The following is a 19,369-nucleotide window of genomic DNA, read 5'->3' on the forward strand; positions in this document are numbered from 1 at the left end:
GCTTCGCTGCAGCACCGATATGCGGAGAACCACAGCCCTTTGGGCACGTGGTCGGTCCAGTTCAGGTCGTACATCGCAGCCAGCGGGAACGTCGTCGCCGTGGGGCCGAATCGGTATAGGTACCGACCAGGCCGGTGATCTCGACATCGAGGCCGGTCCCTTCCTTGACCTCGCGGACGGCCGTGCCCGGCAGGGAGTCGGTGAGGTCCATGCCGCCTCCGGGCAGGGCCCACAGGTCGTTGTCGCGGCGGCGCTGGAGGAGGATGCGCCCGAGGTCGTCGGTGACGACGGCGGAGGCGGCGACGACCAGGCTGTTCGGCTTGGGTGCGTTGGGGTCGTCGTAGTACTCGGTACGGGCCACGGTCAGCCTTCCTCTCGTACGAGGGTTGCTGTCGCCCATACCGCGTCGAAGTTCTCGGCGTAGGCGTCGAACATGCCGCCTGTCTCATGGCGGCGACTCGTCAGCCCCGGCAGGAACGGGTCCTCACGTGCGTGCCGTGCCCATGACTGTGGGGGTTCTGGCCTCTGCCACAGAAAGTCGGCCACGACGGCGGGCGCGCCGACCGGCCACCCGCCACGTGTGTCTCGCTCAAGCCCGCCGCCCACCACGGCGTGCTGCCCTTCCGGCCTGACGTCCATGCAGTGTGGGGCGCGGGGCGCATGGGTGGCCGGCATGGGACTCCAGCCGGATATCCCGGACTCCGGGCCGGATCAACATGTCACAAAGGAGGGTTGGGCCGACGGCCGAGTCGCTATCGTGAAAAGTCACGTGATGCGCGTTACGGGGGCGAGGGGGCGTGCATGGATTCCCGTGTGCTTGTCGAGGTCGTCGGGGACGACGACGGGGCTGTGGAAGATCTCTTCAAGTGGCTGAACCTGCAAGATGCTCTGCGGGGGCGGGTGGAGTCCGTGAGCTCGCCGGCCGGGCCGGGGCAGATGGCGGGTGGCGGGCTGACCGAGGTTCTGGCGGTCGCGTTGGGTGCCGGCGGGGTCGGCACCGTTCTGGCGCAGGCCCTGGTGGTGTGGTGTCGGCAGCCCAGGGGAAGCAAGGTGCGCATCCGGCTGATTGCCTCGGACGGCCGCCGGGTGGAGATCGACGGTGACCGTGTCCGGGATGCCGACACCCTCATCAAAGCGGTCGTGGACCTGCACCTCGATGCTCCGCCCCCTCCAGCAGAACAGGCACCCGGAACTCCGGCGATCGTCGATGGGCAGCCCACGCGCCAGGCGGACGCACCGGGATCAAAGCCGAGCAGGGGAACCGCAGAGGCACACGAGGGGGACGTGGCATGAGTGAGATGGTCCGGTTGCCCGATGCCGTCGGTTCGCGGGCGGTGCTGATCGGGGTCAGCAGCTACGAGTCCGAGAGGCTGGAGGACCTTCCGTCGGTCGGACGGGGCGTCCACGCCCTGCACGCCGCGCTGACCCATCAGGACAACGGCTCGTTCGCTTCCGACCGGTGCCTGGTGATCGAGAATCCACGGGACCAGGGGGCTCTCGCCCAACCGCTGCTGAGCGCGGCCGCCGCCGCCGAGGACGTCTTCCTCGTCTATCACGCCGGGCACGGTCTGATCGCCGGACAGGACCGGGAGTTGTACCTGGCGCTGGCAGGGACCGATCCCGAGCTCGCCGAGTGGACGGGACTGCCCTACCGCCTGGTCCGGGAGGCGTTCTCCCGAACACGGGCGCGTTCACGTGTGCTGATCCTCGACAGCTGTCACTCGGGGTTGGCGATCTCAGGAGTCATGTCGGCCACCGAAACCTCCATCATCGGCCAGGTGGACATCGACGGCACCTACGTCATGACATCGGTTCCCGCCATGGCCCTGGCGCAGGCGCCCGTCGGAGACACCTACACCTCCTTTACCGGCGCCCTGTTGAACGTCCTCGAACGCGGCATCGCGGGCGGTCCCGACCTGCTGGCCGTGGGAGCCATCTACACCGAGTTGCGCCGACTGTTCAGTTCAGCTGGACTGCCCCTGCCGCAGCAGGCGTCCGAACGTACGGCGGCGATGATCGCGATCAGTCGCAACCGCACAGGGGCGGCCGGCACTCCAGCGGACGACACGAGCCCTCTCACCTCCGTGGAGGAACTGACCGAACAGATCCGGGAAGCCGGTAGGGCCGATGTCCGCGCTGCCGTCGAGCTGGCCCGCGCAGCCGTGTCGCGCCGCACTCTGCGGCTGGGCGCCGACCACCCGGAAACCCTTGCCCTGCGGGAGACACTGGCGAACTGGCTGGGATATGACGAGCAATCGGGCCCCTCCGTCGCCATCAGCCACTCCCGCGAGGTAGTCGTCGACTTCACCCGCGTGCTCGGCCCAGAGAACTCCGGCACCCTGCGCAGCCGCATCACCTTGGCCCACAACCTTTTCCGCGGTCAGCAGGACGACGAGGCATTCGCCATCCTGACCGACGTCCACTCCATTCGTGCCCGCACCCTGTCCCCCGACCACGAGGACACCCTCCGGGCCAGGGAGAGTCTCGCCTACCTCAAGGGCGTGGCCGGACAGATCGACGAATCAAGCGCTCTCTACGAGGACCTCATCGACAGGTACACCCGCACGCTCGGCAGGGATTCATTTCGCGTACGCGCCTGTCTGAGCTCCCTGGCGGACAACGCCCTCGCCAAAGGGCAAGCCGCCACCGCCGCTGACCTGTACCGCCAGGCGGCGGATGTCGCAGAACGTCTTCTCGGGCCCGACGACCCGGCGACGCTGCGTGAACGCAAGAACCACATGGACGCGATCGGTCAGTCAGGGGACTTCGCCGCGGCCGCCGAGTTCTCCCGCACACTCCTCGCCGACATGGAGCGCGTCTGCGGTCCGGACTCGCCCGAATCCGTGGAGGTTCGCCACTACCACGCCTCTCACCTGTCCAACTCAGGCGACAGGACAACGGCCATCAGGCTGTTCCGAGAGGTCTGCCAGGCGCGGGAAGCCCGTACGGGACGCCGGGACACCAGTACCTTCGTCCCTCGAAGAAACCTGGCCCTGACGCTTCACGCCGACGGACAGAACCAGGAAGCCGCCAACCTTCTGCAAGGTCTGGTGGAGGACATGACCGGCGTCCTGGGGTCCGAGCACAACGACACTCTGAACTGTCACCGGTGGCTGGCCGAATGGACGGGTGAACTGGGTCATCCGTCCCGCGCGCATCGGCTCTACCGCGACCTCGTGGAGATCGAGGCGCGGGTTCTGCCTCGCGAGAACCTGGACGCCCTGCAAAGCCGCCTGAATCTCGCCACGTACACCGGCCAGATCGGGGACCACGCGGCGGCGGCCCAGATCTACTCCGAGGTCGGTGACGACCTCGCCTGGGTACTGGGTCCGGACCACCGCGCCACTTTCAGTGCGCGAGTGGGACATGCCGTCTCCATCGGACAGTTGGGCGACACCGTCCGGGCCACCAACCTCCTGCACCAGGTCGCGGCCGATCAGGCACGCAGTCTCGGGGAGGACCACCCCGACACCTCCGACACCCGCATCAAGATCGCATACTGGCTCCACTCCATGCCCAAGGGACCCTACGCCCCTCCCCCGCCCCCTGGGTGGCTTCCACCAGCCCACTGACATCCGGAAACGCGCAGCGTCATGTCCTGCGGATGGGCATGTCGGGTCACCAAGGGCGGGCGGCGGCGGGGCAGTCCCGACGGCCGACCGCCCCGCCGCCATCGCGCGAACCACACTCGGCCGGCCACGGGCGCCGGACGACAGGCCGATGATCAGAGAGGCGCGCTCGATTCGGGGACTCAGGAGCGGCGGCCCACGTAGGGGGCACAGTGCGGGCGGGCGAGGGCATCGGCCAGACGCTCAACCCGGCGGCCGGGGCGAAGGGCCCGCGATCAGGCGGCGCGTGCGGCGCGGCCGGCCGCCCACGTGGCGGCGGCGTCCGCGACGCGACGCCCCAGCGCCTCGGCGGTGGCGATGTCGCTGGCCGTCACTGAGCGAGGAGGGCAGCAACGGCGACCAGCGTTTCGAGGTCGACGGCGCCGACCTCGCCGCGGCGTTCCTCCGCGAGCGCGGAGTCGAGGAAGAGCGTGTCGCCGTCGCCTGGGACGCCATCGCTCTGCACACCTCGGACGGCATCGCCTCGCGGAAGGGCACGGAGGTGGCGCTGGCCCAGGCGGGTATCGCCACCGACATCCTCGGGATCCAGCGGGAGAGCCTTCCGGCCGGCCTCGCCGACGAAGTGCACGCCCTGCTGCCGCGCCATGACCTGGCCCACGGGTTCAGCGACCTCATCGTCACCCAGGCCGTGGCCAAGCCCCACAAGGCGTCCCCGACGACCTTCATCGGCGACCTGCTGCGTCGCCACCTGCCCTACGGCGCCTATCCCAACTGGTACGACCTGATCGACGCGGCCGGCTGGGGCGACAAGCCGGTCGGCGTCACCGCCCGGCGCCGTGCCGAGACGCCCCAGCAGGTGGGGACCTTGTACATGGAGTACCTGGAGGCCGGTGACGTCGAGGGTCTGGTGTCGCTCTACGAGCCGAACGCCCACTTCGTCCCCACTCCCGGAACCCACCTGGTGGGCACGGACGCCATCCGCACGGCCATGCGGCAGATGGTCGACAGCGGTGCCCGCCTCAAGCTCGAACCGCGCGAGATCCGACAGGTCGACGACGTCGCCCTGGTGTCGAACACCGCCACCCTCACCGGGGTCGGACCGGAGCCGGTGGTCTCCACCACCACCGAGATCCTCCGACGCCAGCCGGGCGGCGGCTGGGTGCACGTCGTGGACGACCCGTTCTTCGGCTGATCGCGTCGGGCGGCCCGGCACGGAAGCGTCGGGCGGCCCGGCACGGAAGCACAGACCGCCCGCCCCTCCCAGGGCTCGGCGCACTCCGATACGTTTCCGTCGGAGCCGGCCGGCCGGCGGCCGGCGCGGGTTGCGCTCGGCGGCCGGCGGCCTCGGTGGGGTCCGGGCCCGTTTCCGGGCCGGTTCACTCGCGGCGCTGTGCTTCCTCCCGCGTCGGCTGGGAGGGGACTCGCGTCGTGAGCGACGGGACTGGGCGGGCGGTACTGCGGGGTGCTCCTTCGAAGCGGCTCGGGAACGGGTACTTCCGCTCCAGGAAGGCGTGGATCGCGGCCTGGGCGGCCGGTCTGGTCTCCGGGGGCGTGTCCACGTCGTTGAGGCAGAAGAAGTCGATGTCCTCGCCGGCCGCGAGGCGGGCCAGCCGGCGGCGCATGTCCGGTGTGCCCAGCTGGACGTAGCGGAAGCGGTAGTCGGCGGGGACGGCCCGGCCGGTCGCCATCGCCCAGTGGTGGTGGAGCGTGGACGCGGGGGCCACGTCGGAGATGGAACGGAAGCGCGAGTAGGCGGTCCGTTCCAGCTCCTCGATGCCGAGGCTCTCCATCTCCCGCATGACCGAGAGCAGTTGGGGATGCGGGGTGTGCAGCGACTTGTGCGTGACGTGTCTGCCGTGGAAGCGCCTGATCACCTCGCGGGCGTTCTTGCCGGCGGAGTTCGGGGCCGGTTCGAGCGGGTGCGGGGCGCCGACCCCGAGTTTCAGGGGGGACAGCGGGATACGGGCGATGCCGTTGCCGTGGAAGAAGTGCCCGGGGCCCACCGGGCGGTTGATGAAGACGTCGTCGTTGAAGTAGAGGTAGTGCTCCGACAGGCCGGGGATGCGGTGCAGGCCGCTTTCAATGGCGTGGGAGTTGAAGACGGGGAGCGCGTCGGCCGGGAGGATGTCCCGGTGGTCGATCACCGTCAGACCCTCCGCGTCCGCGTCCAGCCAGGCGGGGATCTGGGAGTCGGTCACGAGGTAGACGCGCCGGACGAACCCGGCGTACATCTCCAGTGAGCGCAGCGCGTACTTCAGTTCGTCATGGCTGGTGTAACGGGAGGCGCCGGTCTCGCGCGGAGCGATGACGTTGTCGGAGTGTTCCTGATGGGCGCGGCGCTTCGCGGCCATCGCCGGGTCGTCCCCGTCGACCCAGGTGTACACGGCGTCGACGGGGAACAGCACCTCGTCGATGCCCGGCTCGGCGAACGGGGCGAACGTAGGGACGGTGCGGCGGCGACCCGCCGCCGGCTGCCGCGCGGCCACCGGCAGCACCTCCGCCACCGGGTTGCGGCGCGGAGCGACGAGCGCCGGGCCGAAGACGTCCGGCAGGCGGCTGCCGGGCACGGTGAGCCAGGCGGGATCGGTGCCCGCAGCCGTACCCGGGGCGATGCCCGCGGCCGTGTCCGGGACGGCGCCGAGATCCCGGCCGTGCCGCCAGAACTCGATGTCGCACCCCGTTTCGAGGCCGCTGAGCACCTGCCCTGCCGGGCCGAGGCGCACCACACCGGTGCGGAGCACCGCGGCCCGCCGCAGGGCCCGCGGCAGCCTGCCGTCGGCCCACAGCACCGCGGACGTCACGGCGTCGTCCGGTCCGACGGCACCGACGTACCCGGCGGTACCCGCGAAACGCTGGGCGGCCCGGGCGAGGACCGCGCCGCGGTACGACTCCTCGACGCCCACGATCTGCCGCGGCGCGCCGTACCCGTGATCGGACGGAACCAGGAAGTACGGGACCTGCAGCCCTTCCAGGAGGGTGCAGACGCGCTCGAGATCGGCTTCGACGGCGTCCGAGGCGGTGTACGCGGCGACCGTACGGCCGTACAGCCGCGCCGGTCCGAGGGTGATCCTCCGCGTTCCGGGGACGGCGGCCCGCAGGCGTCGCCGGGCCCGGGTCGTGCGCAGCGCCCAGAGCCTGGCCGACACCCAGGTCCACAGGCGTACCAGAAGACTGCCGGCGGCGCGCAGGCCCGCGGGCGCCGTGAAACGGTGACGGATGTCCATGCCCCCCGACCCCCGTCAGTCCTGCTTCTCGAAGGGGCTCGCGAAGGGGAAGTAGTCCTCCAGGAACTCACTCATCCGGAGACCGACCCGCTCCCGCTCCTCGGGCGGCACGTCGACGTCGTTGAGGCAGAAGAAGTCGAAGCGGCGGTTGCGGCGCAGATCGGCCAGGCGGGCCTCCGCGTCCGGGCGGCTGATGTTGACGTACCGGAAGCCGAACCGGCCCGGCACGCCGTGGCCGGTCATCAGCGCGTACTGGTAGAGCAGCGGGGCCGTCAGGGCGATGTCCTGCGGCGAACGGAAGCGGGACGCCGTGGTGCGGCGGATGTCCTCCGGGAAGAGCTCCTCCAGGGCCCGCAGGGTCTCCCGCTGCTGCGGCAGCGGGGTGTGCATGAAGTTGTTCGTGGTCATCCGCCCGAACCTCTCCAGCAGCAGCCGGCGGACGTTCTTGCTCGCGGAGTTCGTCGCCGTCTCCTCGGCGTGCGGCTTGCCGACGCCGATCTTGAGCGGGGACACCGGGATCTTCATCAGACCGCTGCCGTGGAAGAAGTGCTCCGCGGTGACCCGGCGGCCGACGAACACGTCGTCGTTGAAGTAGAGGTAGTGCTCCGACAGTCCGGGGATGTGGTGCAGCCGGGTCTCGATGGCGTGCGAGTTGAACACCGGCAGGACGTCCGCCGGGAAGATGTCCCGGTGGTCGACGACCGTGATCCCCGGGGCGGTGTCGTCGAGCCAGTGCGGCTTCTGGCCGTCGGTCACGACGTAGATGTGGCGGACGAAGTCGGCGTACATGGCGAGCGAGCGCAGTGAGTACTTCAGCTCGTCGTGGCTGGTGTAGCGGGACGCGTTGGTCTCCTTGTCCAGGATCTCGGCGGTGCCGCGCTCCTGGTACCGGGCGCGCTTGGCGCGCATCTCCGGCTCCTCGCCGTCCACCCAGGTGTATACGACGTCGACGGGGAAGGTCACGTCGTTCACGGTCGGCTGGGTGAGGGCGGCGAAGCTCGGCAGTTCCCGGTCGCCGATCCGCACCATGGCCGGCTTCTGCTCGGACGCCGGCAGGACGTCCGTGATGCCGTTGTTCCGCGGCGCGACGAGGGACTCCGCGAAGATGTCCTCGGACGCCTGCGGCTGGACCGCGGCCAGGCGCCGGGGGCCCTTGTCGGAGGCGAGGAGTTCTGCGCCGTCCTCCCAGAACTCGACGTCGCAGGCGAGCTCCGGGCCGGCGAGCAGCTGGCCCGCGGGGCCCAGGAGGTTCTCCCCGACGCGCAGGACCGGGGCCGTACGCAGCGGGGCCGGCAGGACACCGTCCATGAACAGGGCGGGGTGCTTGAGCTTTCCGCCGGGCAGCGGTCTGCCGATGAACACCGCCTTCCCCGCGTTCCGCGCCTCGAGGGCGGTGAGGAGACGCTCCCGGTCGAGGGCGTTCACGCCGATGGTGTGGCGGGTGCGCGAGGCCGGCACCAGGAAGTAGGGGATGCCCTCCTGCTCCAGCGCGGCGAGGACCAGGCCGAGGTTGGCGGCGGCCGCATCGGCGGCGGTGAACCGGGTCACGACCCGTCCGTAGAGCTGCTGGCCGCGCACCGCCACCGGGCGGAGCACCGGGTCCGTGACCGCTGCCCTGCGGCGGCGCCGCAGGGTACGCAGCTGCCACACCTTCTCGGCGGCCTTCCGCTCGACTCGCGGTCGTACCCGCCGGGCAAAGGAACGCACCGTCACGTTCTGAGCTCCTCTACATCAACCTCTACACAGCCTTGCGTTAACCAGACGGACACCTAGGGCAGATGGTTGTAGAAATTTTCTCAGAGAATTAAGGAAAAACGGATCTTGCACACACCCCACTCATACATGTATGTGCTACAAGTCACCGACCCCACCCTCACCGGTGGCGGGGAGCGGGGTCTCCCGGCCGGGCGACGCGGTGGTGGCACCCCTCCGGCGCCTGGGGAAATCCGGATGCGGCGGCCGGGCAGGCTGGCTACCGTCCGGCCGTGGACCATACCTATCCCCCGCTGAACGTCGAAGTCCGCACACCGCGCCTGACGCTGGCCGGCGCCTCCGACGAGCTGCTGGAACGTCTCGTGCCGCTCGTGCGGGCCGGGGTCGCCGACGCCGAACCGTGGCCGTTCGACGACCCGATCTCGTTCTACGCCGACAGCCCCGAACGGGAATGGCGATGGCTGCGCGCCGTCTGGGCCGGCCGCGCCCGCGTGCGCCCGGATGCGTGGCGGCTGTACTTCGCGGTGCTCGTCGACGGTGAACCGGTCGGCATGCAGGACCTCATCGGCAGGGACTTCGCGCGGTTCGGCACGGTGTCCAGCTTCTCGTGGCTGGCCCCCGGCAGCCGCGGACAGGGGCTCGGCAAGGAGATGAGATCGGCGGTCCTGCAGCTGGCCTTCGCCGGGCTGGGCGCACGCGAGGCCGGCAGCGACGCCTTCGTCGACAACGAAGCGTCCAACCGCGTTTCCCGTGGTCTGGGCTACGAACCGAACGGCACGGACTGGGACACCCGCCGCGGTGAGCCCGCGCGCATCCAGCGGTGGCGGCTCACCCGGGACGCGTGGGAGCGGATCCGCCGGGACGACATCGAGCTGACCGGCGTCGAGGAGTGCCTGCCCGTCCTGGGCATCGGCTAGTACGCCGGTTCGGTTTCGTGGTCTTTCCGGTGGGTTCGTCGGCTGCGGCGGCAGCGCCGGGCTGTGACCTGGCGGCGTCCGCGCCGGTTCGACCAGCGCGGGTCAGGCGGTGAAGCCGCCGTCGACATGGATCGAGGCTCCGGTGATGTACGCGCCGTCCGCACTCGCCAGGTGGGCGACGGTGGACGCGATCTCGGCCGGTTCCGCGTAGCGGCCCACAGCCGTGAAGCCGGCGATCGCCTCGGCGTTCGGCCCGTCAGCGGGGTTGGTGTCCGTGTCGGTGGGCCCGGGATGCACCAGGTTGACGGTGACTCCCCGCGGACCGAGTTCCCGGGCCAGGCCCTTCGTCATCCCGATCAGCGCCGTCTTGCTCATCGAGTACAGCGCCAGTCCGGGAAAGACCGCACGCTCGGCGACATTGCTGCCGATGCTGATGATGCGGCCGCCCCGGCCCATGTGACGCGCTGCCGCCTGGGACGCCGCGAACGGCGCCCGGACGTTCACCGCCAGGGTCCGATCGATCTCCGCCGGCCCCAGGTCCTCGAGCGGGCCGACGAGGAAGACCGCGGCGTTGTTGACCAGGATGTCGAGTCCGCCGAACGTCGCGGCCGCCTCGTCCACCGCGGCGGTGAGTGCCCCGGGGACGGCGCTGTCGGCATGGACGGCCAGTGCCCGGCGCCCTCCGGCCTTGATCCGCTCCACCACCCGGGTGGCGCGTTCCGCGCTGTTCTCATAGGTCAGGACGATGTCGGCGCCTTCTTCGGCCAGCCGTAATGCCACAGCGGCGCCGATGCCCCGGCTGCCGCCCGTGATCAAGGCCGTGTTTCCCTCAAGTCGGTTCATGACGTCGAGCATCGCCGACACCGGCACCGCGGGCTGGCGGGAAACCGACCCCGCGTTCGGATCGTCGGTCGCGAACACCGCGTGGAACAGGTGCCGCTCGCGTCGGACACCCTGCGCCGGCGTTCTCCCCCGCCCGAAGCTTCTGCGAAATCAGAGGTCAGGGCCGTCCCGGAGCGGCGCTGGGGGTTGGTGTCGATTACCCATGGGGCCGTCGCCTTCGGCAGGATGAGGGCCATGACCGAGATCCGTACCCCCCGCCTTCTCCTCCGTCGCTGGCATGACGACGACCTCGTGCCCATGGCGGACATCGACGCGGACCCCCGGGTCATGCGCTGGATCGACGACGGCTCGGTGCGCGACCTGGACCAGACCGCGGAAGCCATCGAGCGGTGGGAGGAGGAGTGGGACGAGGAAGGCTTCGGGCTCTTCGCCGTCGAGCTGCTCGCCTCGGGCGAGCTCGCCGGCCTCACGGGTCTGTCCGTGCCCGAGTTCCTGCCGGAGGTCCTGCCCGCCGTGGCGATCAACTGGCGGCTCGGCTCGCAGTTCTGGGGCCAGGGGTACGCATCCGAAGCCGCCCAGGCCACGCTGGAATTCGCGCTCCAGGACCGTGGCCTCGACCGCGTCATCAGCATCAACCGTCTCGGTGACGACGCCTCCGAGAACGTCGTCCGCAAGCTCGGCATGGTGCCGGAACGAGAGACGGCGCACCCGGTGTACGGCTATCCACTGCGCGTTCACAGCATCGACCTCACCGAGTTCCAGGGCTGAGCCGGCCGGGCCGTCGATCATCAACCCCAGAACCTCACGAAGACCCCGCTCGCTCTCCGTCCTGGCCGAGGGCGGCGTACCTGCTCCGGTAGTAGAGCAGCGGGTTGCCGTGCGGCGAGGCGCCGAGGTCGTGGACCGCGGCCACGACGATGGTGTGGTCACCCCCGTCGTACTCCGCGGTGACGGCGCAGTCGAGCCAGGCGAGGGCACCGCCGAGACGCGGTGCGCCGAGGGGGGTGGTGTCCCATTCGACGTCTGCGAACCTGTCGGTTCCGGGGCGAGCCATCTGTCCGCTGAGCCGCTCGTGCTCCTCCGCGAGGACGTTGACGCAGAAGTGCCCGATCTCCCGCATTTTCGGCCAGGTCGTCGACTTCCTGGAAGGGCTGATCAGGATGAGCGGTGGGTCGAGGGACAGCGAGGCGAAGGACTGGCAGGAGAAGCCCAGCGGTCCATCGGGTCCCAGCGCCGTGATGACGGTTATTCCGGTGCAGAAGGTGCCGAGGACGGAACGGAAGGCGGCGGGGCCGCCGGCCCGTGCCCGAGCCGGCGCGCTCATCGGGCGGCCGCTTCGCGCACGGCGGGCATGACGGTCGTCGCGAACGCGTCCAGGTTGGCCCTGGCCTCTTCGGGAGTCAGGTCCCCGAACGCCAGTGTCGCCTCGAAGTAGTTGACCGCAGCCTGCTGAACCTGCTCCACGAGCAGATCGCGGACCGTCGCGGCTGACCCGATCAGTGCCGTGCCCTGGCGCACGGCGTCCTCGGCGTCGGCGAAGCCGTCGAGCCGGTGGTCGCCGTGCTGGTGCCACAGCTTGGTCACCTGACGGGCGAAGACGTCGTTCGCCTTGGTGTAGCGCGCCAGTGCCTCCTGGTCGCTTTCGGCGATGTAGACGCCGGCGGCTACGCCCACGCGCGGCGGTGTGCTGTCCGGCGTGGTCTCCTGGCGGTCGCGCCAGGCGCGCCAGTAGGTCTCGGCGGCCGCGGGGAACTCGCCGCCGTTCCATCGGCCGACGAAGTTCACGTTGTTGGCGCCCGCCCACTCCGCCGTCCTGGTGTTGCTCGACGCGTACCACAGCGGGGGGTGGGGACGCTGGACGGGGCCTATGGACAGCTCGACGTCGTAGTCCCGCAGCAGGCGGCCGCGGTGGTCGATGCGACCGGTGCTCAGCCCCTGCGTGAGGACCTCCAGTGTCTCCGTGTGGAGGGCGCGCGCCTGATCGGAGGCGACGCCGAAGAACGCCAGCTCGTAGGGGCTGACCCCGCTGCCGACGCCGACGTCGAGTCGCCCGTGACTCATCTGGTCGAGGGTGGCGATCTCCTCGGTGAGGCGCAGTGGGTCGTAGGCGGGCAGGACGTGCACGAGGGCGCCGAACCGCATCGTGGCGGTGCGCTGGCTGAGCGCCGCAAGGAACAGGTTGGGCGACGGGCATACCGACAGCGTGGTGCCGTGGTGTTCGGTCACGTGGTAGTGCTCGATGCCGGCGTTCTCGGCGGCGACGGCGAAGTCGAGGCGGTCCGCGATGACCTGACCGGGAGTGGAGTCACCCAGATCGAAGGAGTCGAAGATTCCGAAGCTGAATGTCATGGTGTTCCGGGTCCTTTGGTGATGCGTTCGGATTGCTGCCAGCCTGTCAGGGGTCCGGGAAAGGACCGAGCGAACCTTCCCGCCCGGTGGGAAACGGCAAGTACTCGGTCAGGTCACCGAATTCACCGGCGTGCTGGGGGAGTTCTCGGGGGGAGGTCTGTGACAGGCCGGGCGCTCACGGCCGGAGAAGAAAGGCGTCGGCGGTGAGCCGGGGGTCCTCGGTGACCGGGGTGCCGAGGACGAGGAGGGGGTTGCCGTCGGTCAGCTCGCGGTGCCGCAACCGCAGGAGGCTGCGGTAGACGGAACTGCTGACCCGCAGTTCGGTGGGGTGGACGCCGAGGTACTCGAGGGCGAGCAGTTGGGCGCTGGCGCGATCGAGTACCGAGCAGATCCATCCGTCGGTGTTCATCTGCTCCCCTTGTGGTGGTGGCGGTCTGGGGTGGTGTGGTCAGAGGTCGAGGACGAGGCGCGTGCCTCTGGCGCCGGAGCAGCAGATCAACATGGTGTCGGCGGCGGCGCGTTCCTGCGGTGTCAGGACGGTGTCGTGGTGCTCGGGTTCCCCGGAGAGCACGGGCGTGCGGCAGGAGCCGCAGATGCCTTCCATGCAGGAGAAGCCGACGTCGACACCCGCGTCGAGCACCGCGTCGAGGATGGTCTCGTCGGGGGCTATGTGGAGGGTCTTGCCGGATCGCGCGAGTTCCACGGTGAAGCCTCGGCCGAAGGCGGTCGGCGGGTCTCCCCGGAACCGTTCCAGGTGCACGCGTTCCGGTTCGAGTCCCTGGGTCGCCTCCTCGAAGTCGGCCAGCATCGAAGCCGGTCCGCAGCAGTAGAGGTGGGCTGCGCCAGGGGTGTCGGCCACCAGAGAGGTGATCTTGAGTGTGCGTGGCCCGTCCTCGTCGGCGAGGTAGGTCCGCAGGTGGCCGGCGCCGGATGCGGCAAGGGCGGTCAACTCGGGGAGGAACGGGGCGGTGTGGCGTGAGCGAGCCGCGTAGTGCACCTCCCAGGACGCGTCGAGCCGGGTGAGCCGGCGGGCCATGCTCAGGATGGGGGTGATGCCGATGCCACCGGCGATCAGGACGCTGTGCGGGGCGGTTTCGGTGAGGGGGAAATCGCTGACCGGCGCGCTGATCACCAGGCGAGAGCCGGCTTGGACGGACTCATGGACAGCGCGAGAGCCTCCCCTGCTCGCCGGGTCGAGAGCCACCGCGATCTGGTAGGACGACGGGTTCGGTCCCGGGGCGCCGAGCAGGGAGTAGCTGCGGGTCAGTCCGGGCGCCGGTTCGACGTCGATGTGGTCGCCGGCGGCGAACGCGGGGAGCGGGCCGCCGTCGACCGGTGCGAGTTCGAGAAGCCGCACGCCGTCGGCGGCCTGGCGTGTGCTGCGCACGACGGTGTTGATCATGATTGCGTGGTCTCCGCCGTGGTGGTCGTGCCGGCATCGACGTTGCCCGGGACCAGGTCCTGCCAGCGGTCGTCGGCTGCGATCACCGTGTCCGGCAGTGACCGTACGCCGGTGAGGCCGATGCCGTGGGCGATCGGGTCGTGGCCTTCTTCGTGGTGACGGACGGATTCGAGGAGGCGGGCGCGGAGGTGGATGACGGCGCGGTCGGCGGCGACCATGTGTTCTTTGCTGCGGTCGAGGATGGGGCCCATGCTGATGGCGAGGATGGCGTCTTCCTGTTCGATGCCGTCGAAGCCGGTCCAGTCGGTGGTCATCCGGGAGCGGTCCTGGCCGAGTCCGTCGGCCCAGGTGGCGCGGAAGTCGCAGTCCTCGTCGTTCCAGAACGGTTCCTTGAGACCCATGATGCGGATGATCTCGGCGCGGTCGATGGGCTTGGGACCGTGGGCGACGATGTAGGTGCTGGTGACCGTGTCGTGCTGGGGGACTTCGAAGACGAAGAACTGGAAGGCGGGGGCGGGGATGATGCGGGTGACGGGCAGGATGGCCGGGGTGACGCGGATGCTGTGGGTGGGCGAGCCGTCCGCGGCGGGGGGTCCTTGCCGCTTGGCCACGTAGTGGAAGCCGAAGGCGGTGTCCTCGACGTCGATGGCGGGCGCGTTGTCGCCGCTGGCCAGGGCGCCGGGGTTGAAGTCCTCGTCGTCGCGAGCGGTGAACCGGTCGTCCATCCACGTCGGATTGGCCTGGTCGCTGTGCAGGATGCCGACGTGTGAGCTGTCGACGCCGCCTTCGAAGAGCTGGAGGTAGTTGGCCGGCGTGTTGAGCCGGATCACGGCGCGGTGCTCGGCCGGGCCGTCCATGAACGCGTAATGAGGGAAGGGCGGCTGCTGGTCCTTGGGACCGATGTAGGTCCACACCAGTCCGCCGGCCTCGTGGACGGGGAAGGCCGGGGCCTTCACGCGCTGGCGGAAGCGGGCGTTGCAGTGGTTGGGAGTGTCGAGAACGGTGCCGTCCGCCGCGAACTTCCAGCCGTGGTAGAGGCAGCGGATGCCGCCCTTTTCGACTCGGCCGAGGGCCAGGGAGACGCCGCGGTGCATGCACAGCTCTTCCAGTACGCCGACCTGGCCGTAGGAGTCACGGAAGACGACGAGCTTCTCGCCGAGCAGGCTGGTGCGCAGGGGGTCGCTGTCGGGCGCGGGGAGTTGGGCGGAGGTGCAGATCGGGAACCAGAACCGGCGCATCATGCGGCCCATGGGGGTGTCGGGTCCTACGCGGGTGAGGATCTCGTTCTCCTCGGTGGTGAGCATGCTGGGGTCCTTTCGTCGCTGGTGGTCCCCCGTTGTGGCCGCCCACGCGGCTACTTCCATGGAAGTTAACTTCCCTGGAAGCTAAGTGCGGATTCGGCCGATGTCAACGGCCCCGGCGGGCCCGGTCCCGTTTCCCGCGAGGCGGAAAACCTTGCTTGCCGAGCCCTGGGACGAGGGCGTTGGCTGACAGGCTCAACGCCGGACGGCCCGTTCAACGCCGGACGGCCTGTTCGAGGAGGAGCGGTGGCCGGTCAGGACGTCGGGCCCGCTCGTAGCCGGCTGGGAGCCGAGACATGAGAGTTACGCCCAGGGATTCGGTCGAGATCGACGTGCGCACCGGCCGTCTGCGAGGCCGTCGCACGGGAACCGTCGACGAGTTCCTCGGCATCCCGTATGCGGCGGCGCCCGTCGGGCCACGGAGGTTCCTGCCGCCGGGGCCCGCCCCCGCCTGGGGCGGCGTGCGCGATGCCACCCGGTTCGGTGCGGCGCCCCTGCAACCCGGGAGTGCCCGCGCCCGCTTGCTGCAGGGGGATCCCGGAGCCACCGACGAGGACTGCCTGAGCCTCAACGTGTGGACACCGGCAGACGCGCCGTCCGGCCTTCCGGTACTGGTCTGGGTGCACGGCGGCGCCTTCGTGAACGGGGCGGGTTCCGTGCCCGCGTTGCGCGGCGCGTCGCTCGCGGAGGCGGCGTCGGCCGTGGTCGTGACGGTCAACTACCGGTTGGGTGCCCTGGGCTTCGCCTGCCACGATTCGCTGAGGGCGGACACGGCGAGTGCGGAGGCGGGTGCGGGTGCGGACACGGCCAACCTCGGCCTGCGCGATCTCGTGGCGGCACTCGAATGGGTGCACGAGAACATCGCCGCGTTCGGCGGTGACCCGGGGCGCGTCACGCTGGGCGGTGAGTCCGCGGGAGCGATGTGCGTCGCCCTGCTGTCCCTGGCACCCGCGTACGGCCACCTCTTCGCCCAGGTGGTGCTGCACAGCGGCGTCCCGGCTCCGCAGTCACCGGCGGCTTCGGAGCGTGCGGTCGAGGCGTTGGCGTCCCGGCTCGGCGTCCGGGTGCCCGAACTGGTGGCCGTGCCCGGTGCGCGCATCCTCTCCGCGACCCGGGACATCGCCGCCGAACATCGCTTCTGGCCGACCGCCACCGGGTGGCTGGCAGGTCCGCTCGCCGATCTGCAGTCCGCCGCACCTGGGCGTCCGACCCTGATCACGACCACGGCGGACGAGGGAACCTTCTTCTTCGTGGACGACCGATGGCCCGAGGACGTCAGCCGGGACAAGGCCGTCTCGGTACTCACCGCGATGCTGGGGCCGGCAGTCGCGCAGCGGTACGCGGCTGCGGTTCGGCACGCCGAGACGCCGAGCACCGCGGCGGCGGCGGTCATCACCGAGCAGTTGTACACCGTGCCGGCCGACCAGTGGGCCGGCCGTGCGGCAGCGGCCGGTTCGAGGGTGTTCCGCGCCCGGTACGCGCATCCCAGCCCGGCCTGGGACGGTCGGCTCGGCGCGACTCACACCGTCGAGATCCCTCTGCTGTTCGGCACTTTCACCGCTTCCGAGTTCGCCGTGCTCTACGCACGCGACGTCCGGGCGCCGGACCTGTCCGCCACGTTGCAGCGAGCGATGTCCCGTTTCCTCCACACCGGTGCCCCGGCGAGCGCCGAACACCCGTGGCGCCCCTGGCTGCCCGGCGACGCCTACGTACAGCGGTTCCTGTGAGGCGGAAGCCGGGCCGGCAGCGGGGCCGTGTCAGGCCTGGGGGTGCGGGGACGCCACGGCGGCGGAGATGGCGGTGGCGGCCGCCCGAAGCGGGGGCAGCATCCGCATGAGCGCGTGGTGCGGCGCGGGCGTCAGCACGGTCAGCGCCATCGGCGCGCGGTCCGGCCCGGTAGGCACCTCGACCGAGAGGGAAGCCTGGCCGGCGGCCGCTTCGTTGTGTGCGGTCGCGTAGCCGTTCCGGCGGGCACGTTCCACTTGCGCCACCAGCAGGTGCGGGGCCACGAGAGTGAAGGGGGTCAGGCGCGGCAGCGGTCCGCTCAGCACGCTGCCCAGCCGGTCCCGTGCCGTGGTCGCCAGCAGTGCTCTTCCCGCACTCGTGGCCGTCAGGGGGAGTTCGTCGCCGGAAGCGGCGAGAACCAGGCCGACGCCGGGGGCGGCAATGGTGTCGAGGCACACCAGGCGGTCGCCGCTGAGTGTCGCCAGTGCCACCCCCGCGCCGGTGCGGCGCGCCAGGGCGTGCAGGTGCGCCGCCGCGGCTCTGCGCAGCTCCCGCTCCCAGGGCGCGGCGGCGCCGAGGCGCCAGATGTGCATCCCGAGTTGGTACCGGCCGGCCGCCGTGCGCACCAGCACAGCGCTCTGCAGCAGTTCGCCCAGCAAGCGGTGGACCGTGGAGACCGGGAGGCCGGCGCGGCGTGCGATCTCACTCAGCGTCAGGGGGTGCGGGGCCGTGGCGACGATGTCGAGGAGGCCGAAGATGCGTCTGGGCAGCGAGCGTTCGGGGATGTCCTCGGGCATGGTCATCGCGTCCTCGGGCCTTCCCGGTTCGCCAGGATGCCGAGAGCCGCCGCGTGGGTCCGGTCGAAGGCTTCTCGCGCCTGGCGCAGAAAACGCCGCGGCGGCATGGCCCAGTAGGAGTCCGGGAGTACCGTGCCGTAGGTTCCGTCGTCGGAGAAGATCTCCAGCTCCCACCATCCGCAGTACCCGGCCTCGATGAGAGTGGCCATGATCTCCGGTGCGACGCCTCGCCCCCTTCCGGGAAGCTCACGATCGAACGCGCATCGCTCCGGATCGCGGATGTCGCAGACCTGGACGCTGTTGATCCGCGAGGCGTACCGGCGCAGGTCTTCGTGCAGCCCGGGCTCCGACCAGCTGTGGAAGACGCTGAACATGATCCCCACGTTGTCCCGGCCCACGGCGTCGACGAGGTCGACCAACTCGCGCATCGACGGCACCGCCGAGCCTCGCCGCCGGGCCAGCAGCTCCAGCCCGATACGGACGCCGCAGGCCGCGGCGGCGTCCGCGATGTCGGGCAGGACCTCGAGGAGAGCAGCCGGCGGACCCGCCGGTCTGTCGGGGTCTCCGGACGCCCCAGGGGCGATCGTGATCACCTCCGGCCCGAACGCCGCGAGCCGCTCGATGCTCGCGCAGATGAGGTCGCGTCTGGCCAGGATGTCCTGGGGCGCGCCGGGAGGGTCGATCTGGGAGGGAAGAACGCAGTTGACGGTCGGCACGCAGAAGGTCGCGGAGATCCCGGCCGCACGCATCCGGTGCGCGACCTCCGCGTCCGAGACGCCGACCAGCTTGCGCTCCCAGAGTCCCAGGCCGCGCGCGCCGGTCGCGGCCACGTTCTCGATGTCTTCCCAGACCGTCGAGTGCGGCATCGAGGTCGCGTTCACGGCATAGGGAACGTCGAGTGGCATCATGGCCTCCCTCCCCCGCCCGTCATGTCCGCTCCGTGGTGGCGGCCGCGTCCATCGTCCGCTGCAAGCCGCCGAGCACGTCGATCGCCCGGCTCGCCTCGGCGGCGCTCAGGTGCTCCAGGCCGCAGAAGGACGTCGCGATCCGGCGCATCGCGTTCTCGGCGATCGTGCGCCCGGCCGGCCGAAGGCTGATCAGCACCCCGCGCAGGACCTCGGGATCCGGTACGCGTTCGACCAGCCCCAGCTCGGCGAGGCGGTCGACCTGCTTGCTGACCGCTCCCGAAGTGATCATCAGCCGCCTGAACAACGCCGTCGGGCTCATCGCGTACTGCGGTGGGGACCTGCGAAGCGCCAGGAGCACGCGGAGGTCGCCGGGCCCGATACCGCTGCTTCGCGCAAGGGCCGTGAAGGCCTGCTCGACCTGCTGCGCGAGGCGCAGGATCCCGGCGGAAACCAGGAAAGGCGTGAGATCCAGACCGGGCAGTTCGCCTGCCCAGGCAGCGGCGTTCTCGCTCAGCTCCGATGCCTCGGCCCGGGAATGCCTGTCCGCCCGCAGCGCCACGGGAACCACTCTCCTCGACCGAGCTCCACGAGCATCGGACTTCTTCGGAAGCTAACTTCCAT

19 protein-coding genes are annotated in these 19,369 nt (G+C 70.4%); 6 read left to right on the top strand and 13 right to left on the bottom strand.

Annotated features, from left to right (window positions below):
* Positions 1–61: 61 nt before the first annotated feature.
* Positions 62–361, bottom strand: a complete 300-nt coding sequence (locus ACWDGI_RS36000) for an NUDIX domain-containing protein (protein WP_450766403.1) — start codon at positions 359–361, stop codon at positions 62–64.
* A gap of 440 nt (positions 362–801) precedes the next feature.
* Here ACWDGI_RS36000 and ACWDGI_RS36005 point away from each other — a divergent pair, with 440 nt between their 5' ends.
* Both ACWDGI_RS36005 and ACWDGI_RS36010 read left to right on the top strand, forming a co-directional pair.
* The gene (locus ACWDGI_RS36005) at positions 802–1,293 is read left to right on the top strand and encodes an effector-associated constant component EACC1 (RefSeq protein WP_450766405.1); all 492 of its coding nucleotides are present in this window, start codon (positions 802–804) and stop codon (positions 1,291–1,293) included.
* Entirely contained in the window at positions 1,290–3,572 is a 2,283-nt protein-coding gene (locus tag ACWDGI_RS36010; protein ID WP_450766407.1) for a caspase, EACC1-associated type, read from the top strand. Before ACWDGI_RS36005 ends, ACWDGI_RS36010 begins: the two co-directional genes overlap by 4 nt.
* 367 nt (positions 3,573–3,939) lie before the next feature.
* Here ACWDGI_RS36010 and ACWDGI_RS36015 read toward each other — a convergent pair whose 3' ends face one another.
* Positions 3,940–4,074: a hypothetical protein gene (locus ACWDGI_RS36015; RefSeq protein ID WP_450766408.1), complete on the bottom strand. Its 135-nt coding sequence runs from the start codon at positions 4,072–4,074 to the stop codon at positions 3,940–3,942.
* A 36-nt stretch (positions 4,075–4,110) separates the two neighbouring features.
* Between ACWDGI_RS36015 and ACWDGI_RS36020 the strand changes: the two genes are divergently transcribed.
* Positions 4,111–4,761: a YybH family protein gene (locus ACWDGI_RS36020; RefSeq protein ID WP_450766410.1), complete on the top strand. Its 651-nt coding sequence runs from the start codon at positions 4,111–4,113 to the stop codon at positions 4,759–4,761.
* A gap of 184 nt (positions 4,762–4,945) precedes the next feature.
* Here the strand turns inward: ACWDGI_RS36020 and ACWDGI_RS36025 are convergent, their stop codons facing one another.
* Together ACWDGI_RS36025 and ACWDGI_RS36030 are read right to left on the bottom strand one after the other, a co-directional pair.
* The gene (locus ACWDGI_RS36025; protein WP_450766412.1) at positions 4,946–6,793 is read right to left on the bottom strand and encodes a stealth family protein; all 1,848 of its coding nucleotides are present in this window, start codon (positions 6,791–6,793) and stop codon (positions 4,946–4,948) included.
* 15 nt (positions 6,794–6,808) lie between these two features.
* Positions 6,809–8,506, bottom strand: a complete 1,698-nt coding sequence (locus tag ACWDGI_RS36030) for a stealth family protein (RefSeq protein ID WP_450766414.1) — start codon at positions 8,504–8,506, stop codon at positions 6,809–6,811.
* A gap of 272 nt (positions 8,507–8,778) precedes the next feature.
* Between ACWDGI_RS36030 and ACWDGI_RS36035 the strand changes: the two genes are divergently transcribed.
* A complete protein-coding gene (locus tag ACWDGI_RS36035; RefSeq protein WP_450766416.1) occupies positions 8,779–9,423 on the top strand; it encodes a GNAT family N-acetyltransferase in 645 nt (214 codons plus the stop codon).
* A gap of 102 nt (positions 9,424–9,525) precedes the next feature.
* Here ACWDGI_RS36035 and ACWDGI_RS36040 read toward each other — a convergent pair whose 3' ends face one another.
* The gene (locus tag ACWDGI_RS36040; RefSeq protein ID WP_450766418.1) at positions 9,526–10,266 is read right to left on the bottom strand and encodes a 3-oxoacyl-ACP reductase family protein; all 741 of its coding nucleotides are present in this window, start codon (positions 10,264–10,266) and stop codon (positions 9,526–9,528) included.
* Between the two features lie 234 nt (positions 10,267–10,500).
* Between ACWDGI_RS36040 and ACWDGI_RS36045 the strand changes: the two genes are divergently transcribed.
* A complete protein-coding gene (locus tag ACWDGI_RS36045) occupies positions 10,501–11,034 on the top strand; it encodes a GNAT family N-acetyltransferase (RefSeq protein WP_450766420.1) in 534 nt (177 codons plus the stop codon).
* Between the two features lie 34 nt (positions 11,035–11,068).
* On the opposite strand, the gene ACWDGI_RS36050 is transcribed toward ACWDGI_RS36045, so the two are convergent.
* The 5 genes from ACWDGI_RS36050 to ACWDGI_RS36070 all read right to left on the bottom strand — a co-directional run bounded on the left by ACWDGI_RS36050 (position 11,069) and on the right by ACWDGI_RS36070 (position 15,321).
* The gene (locus tag ACWDGI_RS36050) at positions 11,069–11,590 is read right to left on the bottom strand and encodes a flavin reductase family protein (protein ID WP_450766421.1); all 522 of its coding nucleotides are present in this window, start codon (positions 11,588–11,590) and stop codon (positions 11,069–11,071) included.
* A complete protein-coding gene (locus tag ACWDGI_RS36055) occupies positions 11,587–12,615 on the bottom strand; it encodes an LLM class flavin-dependent oxidoreductase (RefSeq protein ID WP_450766423.1) in 1,029 nt (342 codons plus the stop codon). Before ACWDGI_RS36055 ends, ACWDGI_RS36050 begins: the two co-directional genes overlap by 4 nt.
* A gap of 175 nt (positions 12,616–12,790) precedes the next feature.
* Positions 12,791–13,024, bottom strand: a complete 234-nt coding sequence (locus ACWDGI_RS36060; RefSeq protein ID WP_450766425.1) for a hypothetical protein — start codon at positions 13,022–13,024, stop codon at positions 12,791–12,793.
* A gap of 39 nt (positions 13,025–13,063) precedes the next feature.
* Positions 13,064–14,017, bottom strand: coding sequence for a PDR/VanB family oxidoreductase (locus ACWDGI_RS36065; protein WP_450766427.1), 954 nt, complete (start codon positions 14,015–14,017; stop codon positions 13,064–13,066).
* Entirely contained in the window at positions 14,014–15,321 is a 1,308-nt protein-coding gene (locus tag ACWDGI_RS36070; RefSeq protein ID WP_450766429.1) for a Rieske 2Fe-2S domain-containing protein, read from the bottom strand. The genes ACWDGI_RS36065 and ACWDGI_RS36070 overlap by 4 nt, the downstream gene beginning before the upstream one ends.
* 293 nt (positions 15,322–15,614) lie before the next feature.
* Between ACWDGI_RS36070 and ACWDGI_RS36075 the strand changes: the two genes are divergently transcribed.
* Positions 15,615–17,045, top strand: coding sequence for a carboxylesterase/lipase family protein (locus ACWDGI_RS36075; RefSeq protein ID WP_450766431.1), 1,431 nt, complete (start codon positions 15,615–15,617; stop codon positions 17,043–17,045).
* A gap of 30 nt (positions 17,046–17,075) precedes the next feature.
* On the opposite strand, the gene ACWDGI_RS36080 is transcribed toward ACWDGI_RS36075, so the two are convergent.
* From ACWDGI_RS36080 to ACWDGI_RS36090, 3 genes are read right to left on the bottom strand one after another with little or no spacing between them, the layout of a single operon-like run.
* The gene (locus tag ACWDGI_RS36080) at positions 17,076–17,846 is read right to left on the bottom strand and encodes an IclR family transcriptional regulator (RefSeq protein ID WP_450766433.1); all 771 of its coding nucleotides are present in this window, start codon (positions 17,844–17,846) and stop codon (positions 17,076–17,078) included.
* Positions 17,843–18,748, bottom strand: a complete 906-nt coding sequence (locus tag ACWDGI_RS36085) for a sugar phosphate isomerase/epimerase family protein (protein WP_450766435.1) — start codon at positions 18,746–18,748, stop codon at positions 17,843–17,845. The genes ACWDGI_RS36080 and ACWDGI_RS36085 overlap by 4 nt, the downstream gene beginning before the upstream one ends.
* Before the next feature lie 19 nt (positions 18,749–18,767).
* Positions 18,768–19,307, bottom strand: a complete 540-nt coding sequence (locus tag ACWDGI_RS36090; RefSeq protein ID WP_450766437.1) for a MarR family winged helix-turn-helix transcriptional regulator — start codon at positions 19,305–19,307, stop codon at positions 18,768–18,770.
* Between the last annotated feature and the right edge of the window lie 62 nt (positions 19,308–19,369).

This window comes from Streptomyces sp. NPDC001220 (genome assembly GCF_053597895.1).

Bases quoted from the DNA above. Each gene is read 5' to 3' on its own strand.
- ACWDGI_RS36005 (WP_450766405.1), top strand. From the start codon at position 802: ATGGATTCCCGTGTGCTTGTCGAGGTCGTCGGGGACGACGACGGGGCT.
- ACWDGI_RS36010 (WP_450766407.1), top strand. From the start codon at position 1,290: ATGAGTGAGATGGTCCGGTTGCCCGATGCCGTCGGTTCGCGGGCGGTG.
- ACWDGI_RS36050 (WP_450766421.1), bottom strand. From the start codon at position 11,590: ATGAGCGCGCCGGCTCGGGCACGGGCCGGCGGCCCCGCCGCCTTCCGT.
- ACWDGI_RS36045 (WP_450766420.1), top strand. From the start codon at position 10,501: ATGACCGAGATCCGTACCCCCCGCCTTCTCCTCCGTCGCTGGCATGAC.
- ACWDGI_RS36040 (WP_450766418.1), bottom strand. From the start codon at position 10,266: ATGAACCGACTTGAGGGAAACACGGCCTTGATCACGGGCGGCAGCCGG.
- ACWDGI_RS36075 (WP_450766431.1), top strand. From the start codon at position 15,615: ATGAGAGTTACGCCCAGGGATTCGGTCGAGATCGACGTGCGCACCGGC.
- ACWDGI_RS36060 (WP_450766425.1), bottom strand. From the start codon at position 13,024: ATGAACACCGACGGATGGATCTGCTCGGTACTCGATCGCGCCAGCGCC.
- ACWDGI_RS36080 (WP_450766433.1), bottom strand. From the start codon at position 17,846: ATGACCATGCCCGAGGACATCCCCGAACGCTCGCTGCCCAGACGCATC.
- ACWDGI_RS36055 (WP_450766423.1), bottom strand. From the start codon at position 12,615: ATGACATTCAGCTTCGGAATCTTCGACTCCTTCGATCTGGGTGACTCC.
- ACWDGI_RS36070 (WP_450766429.1), bottom strand. From the start codon at position 15,321: ATGCTCACCACCGAGGAGAACGAGATCCTCACCCGCGTAGGACCCGAC.
- ACWDGI_RS36025 (WP_450766412.1), bottom strand. From the start codon at position 6,793: ATGGACATCCGTCACCGTTTCACGGCGCCCGCGGGCCTGCGCGCCGCC.
- ACWDGI_RS36065 (WP_450766427.1), bottom strand. From the start codon at position 14,017: ATGATCAACACCGTCGTGCGCAGCACACGCCAGGCCGCCGACGGCGTG.
- ACWDGI_RS36085 (WP_450766435.1), bottom strand. From the start codon at position 18,748: ATGATGCCACTCGACGTTCCCTATGCCGTGAACGCGACCTCGATGCCG.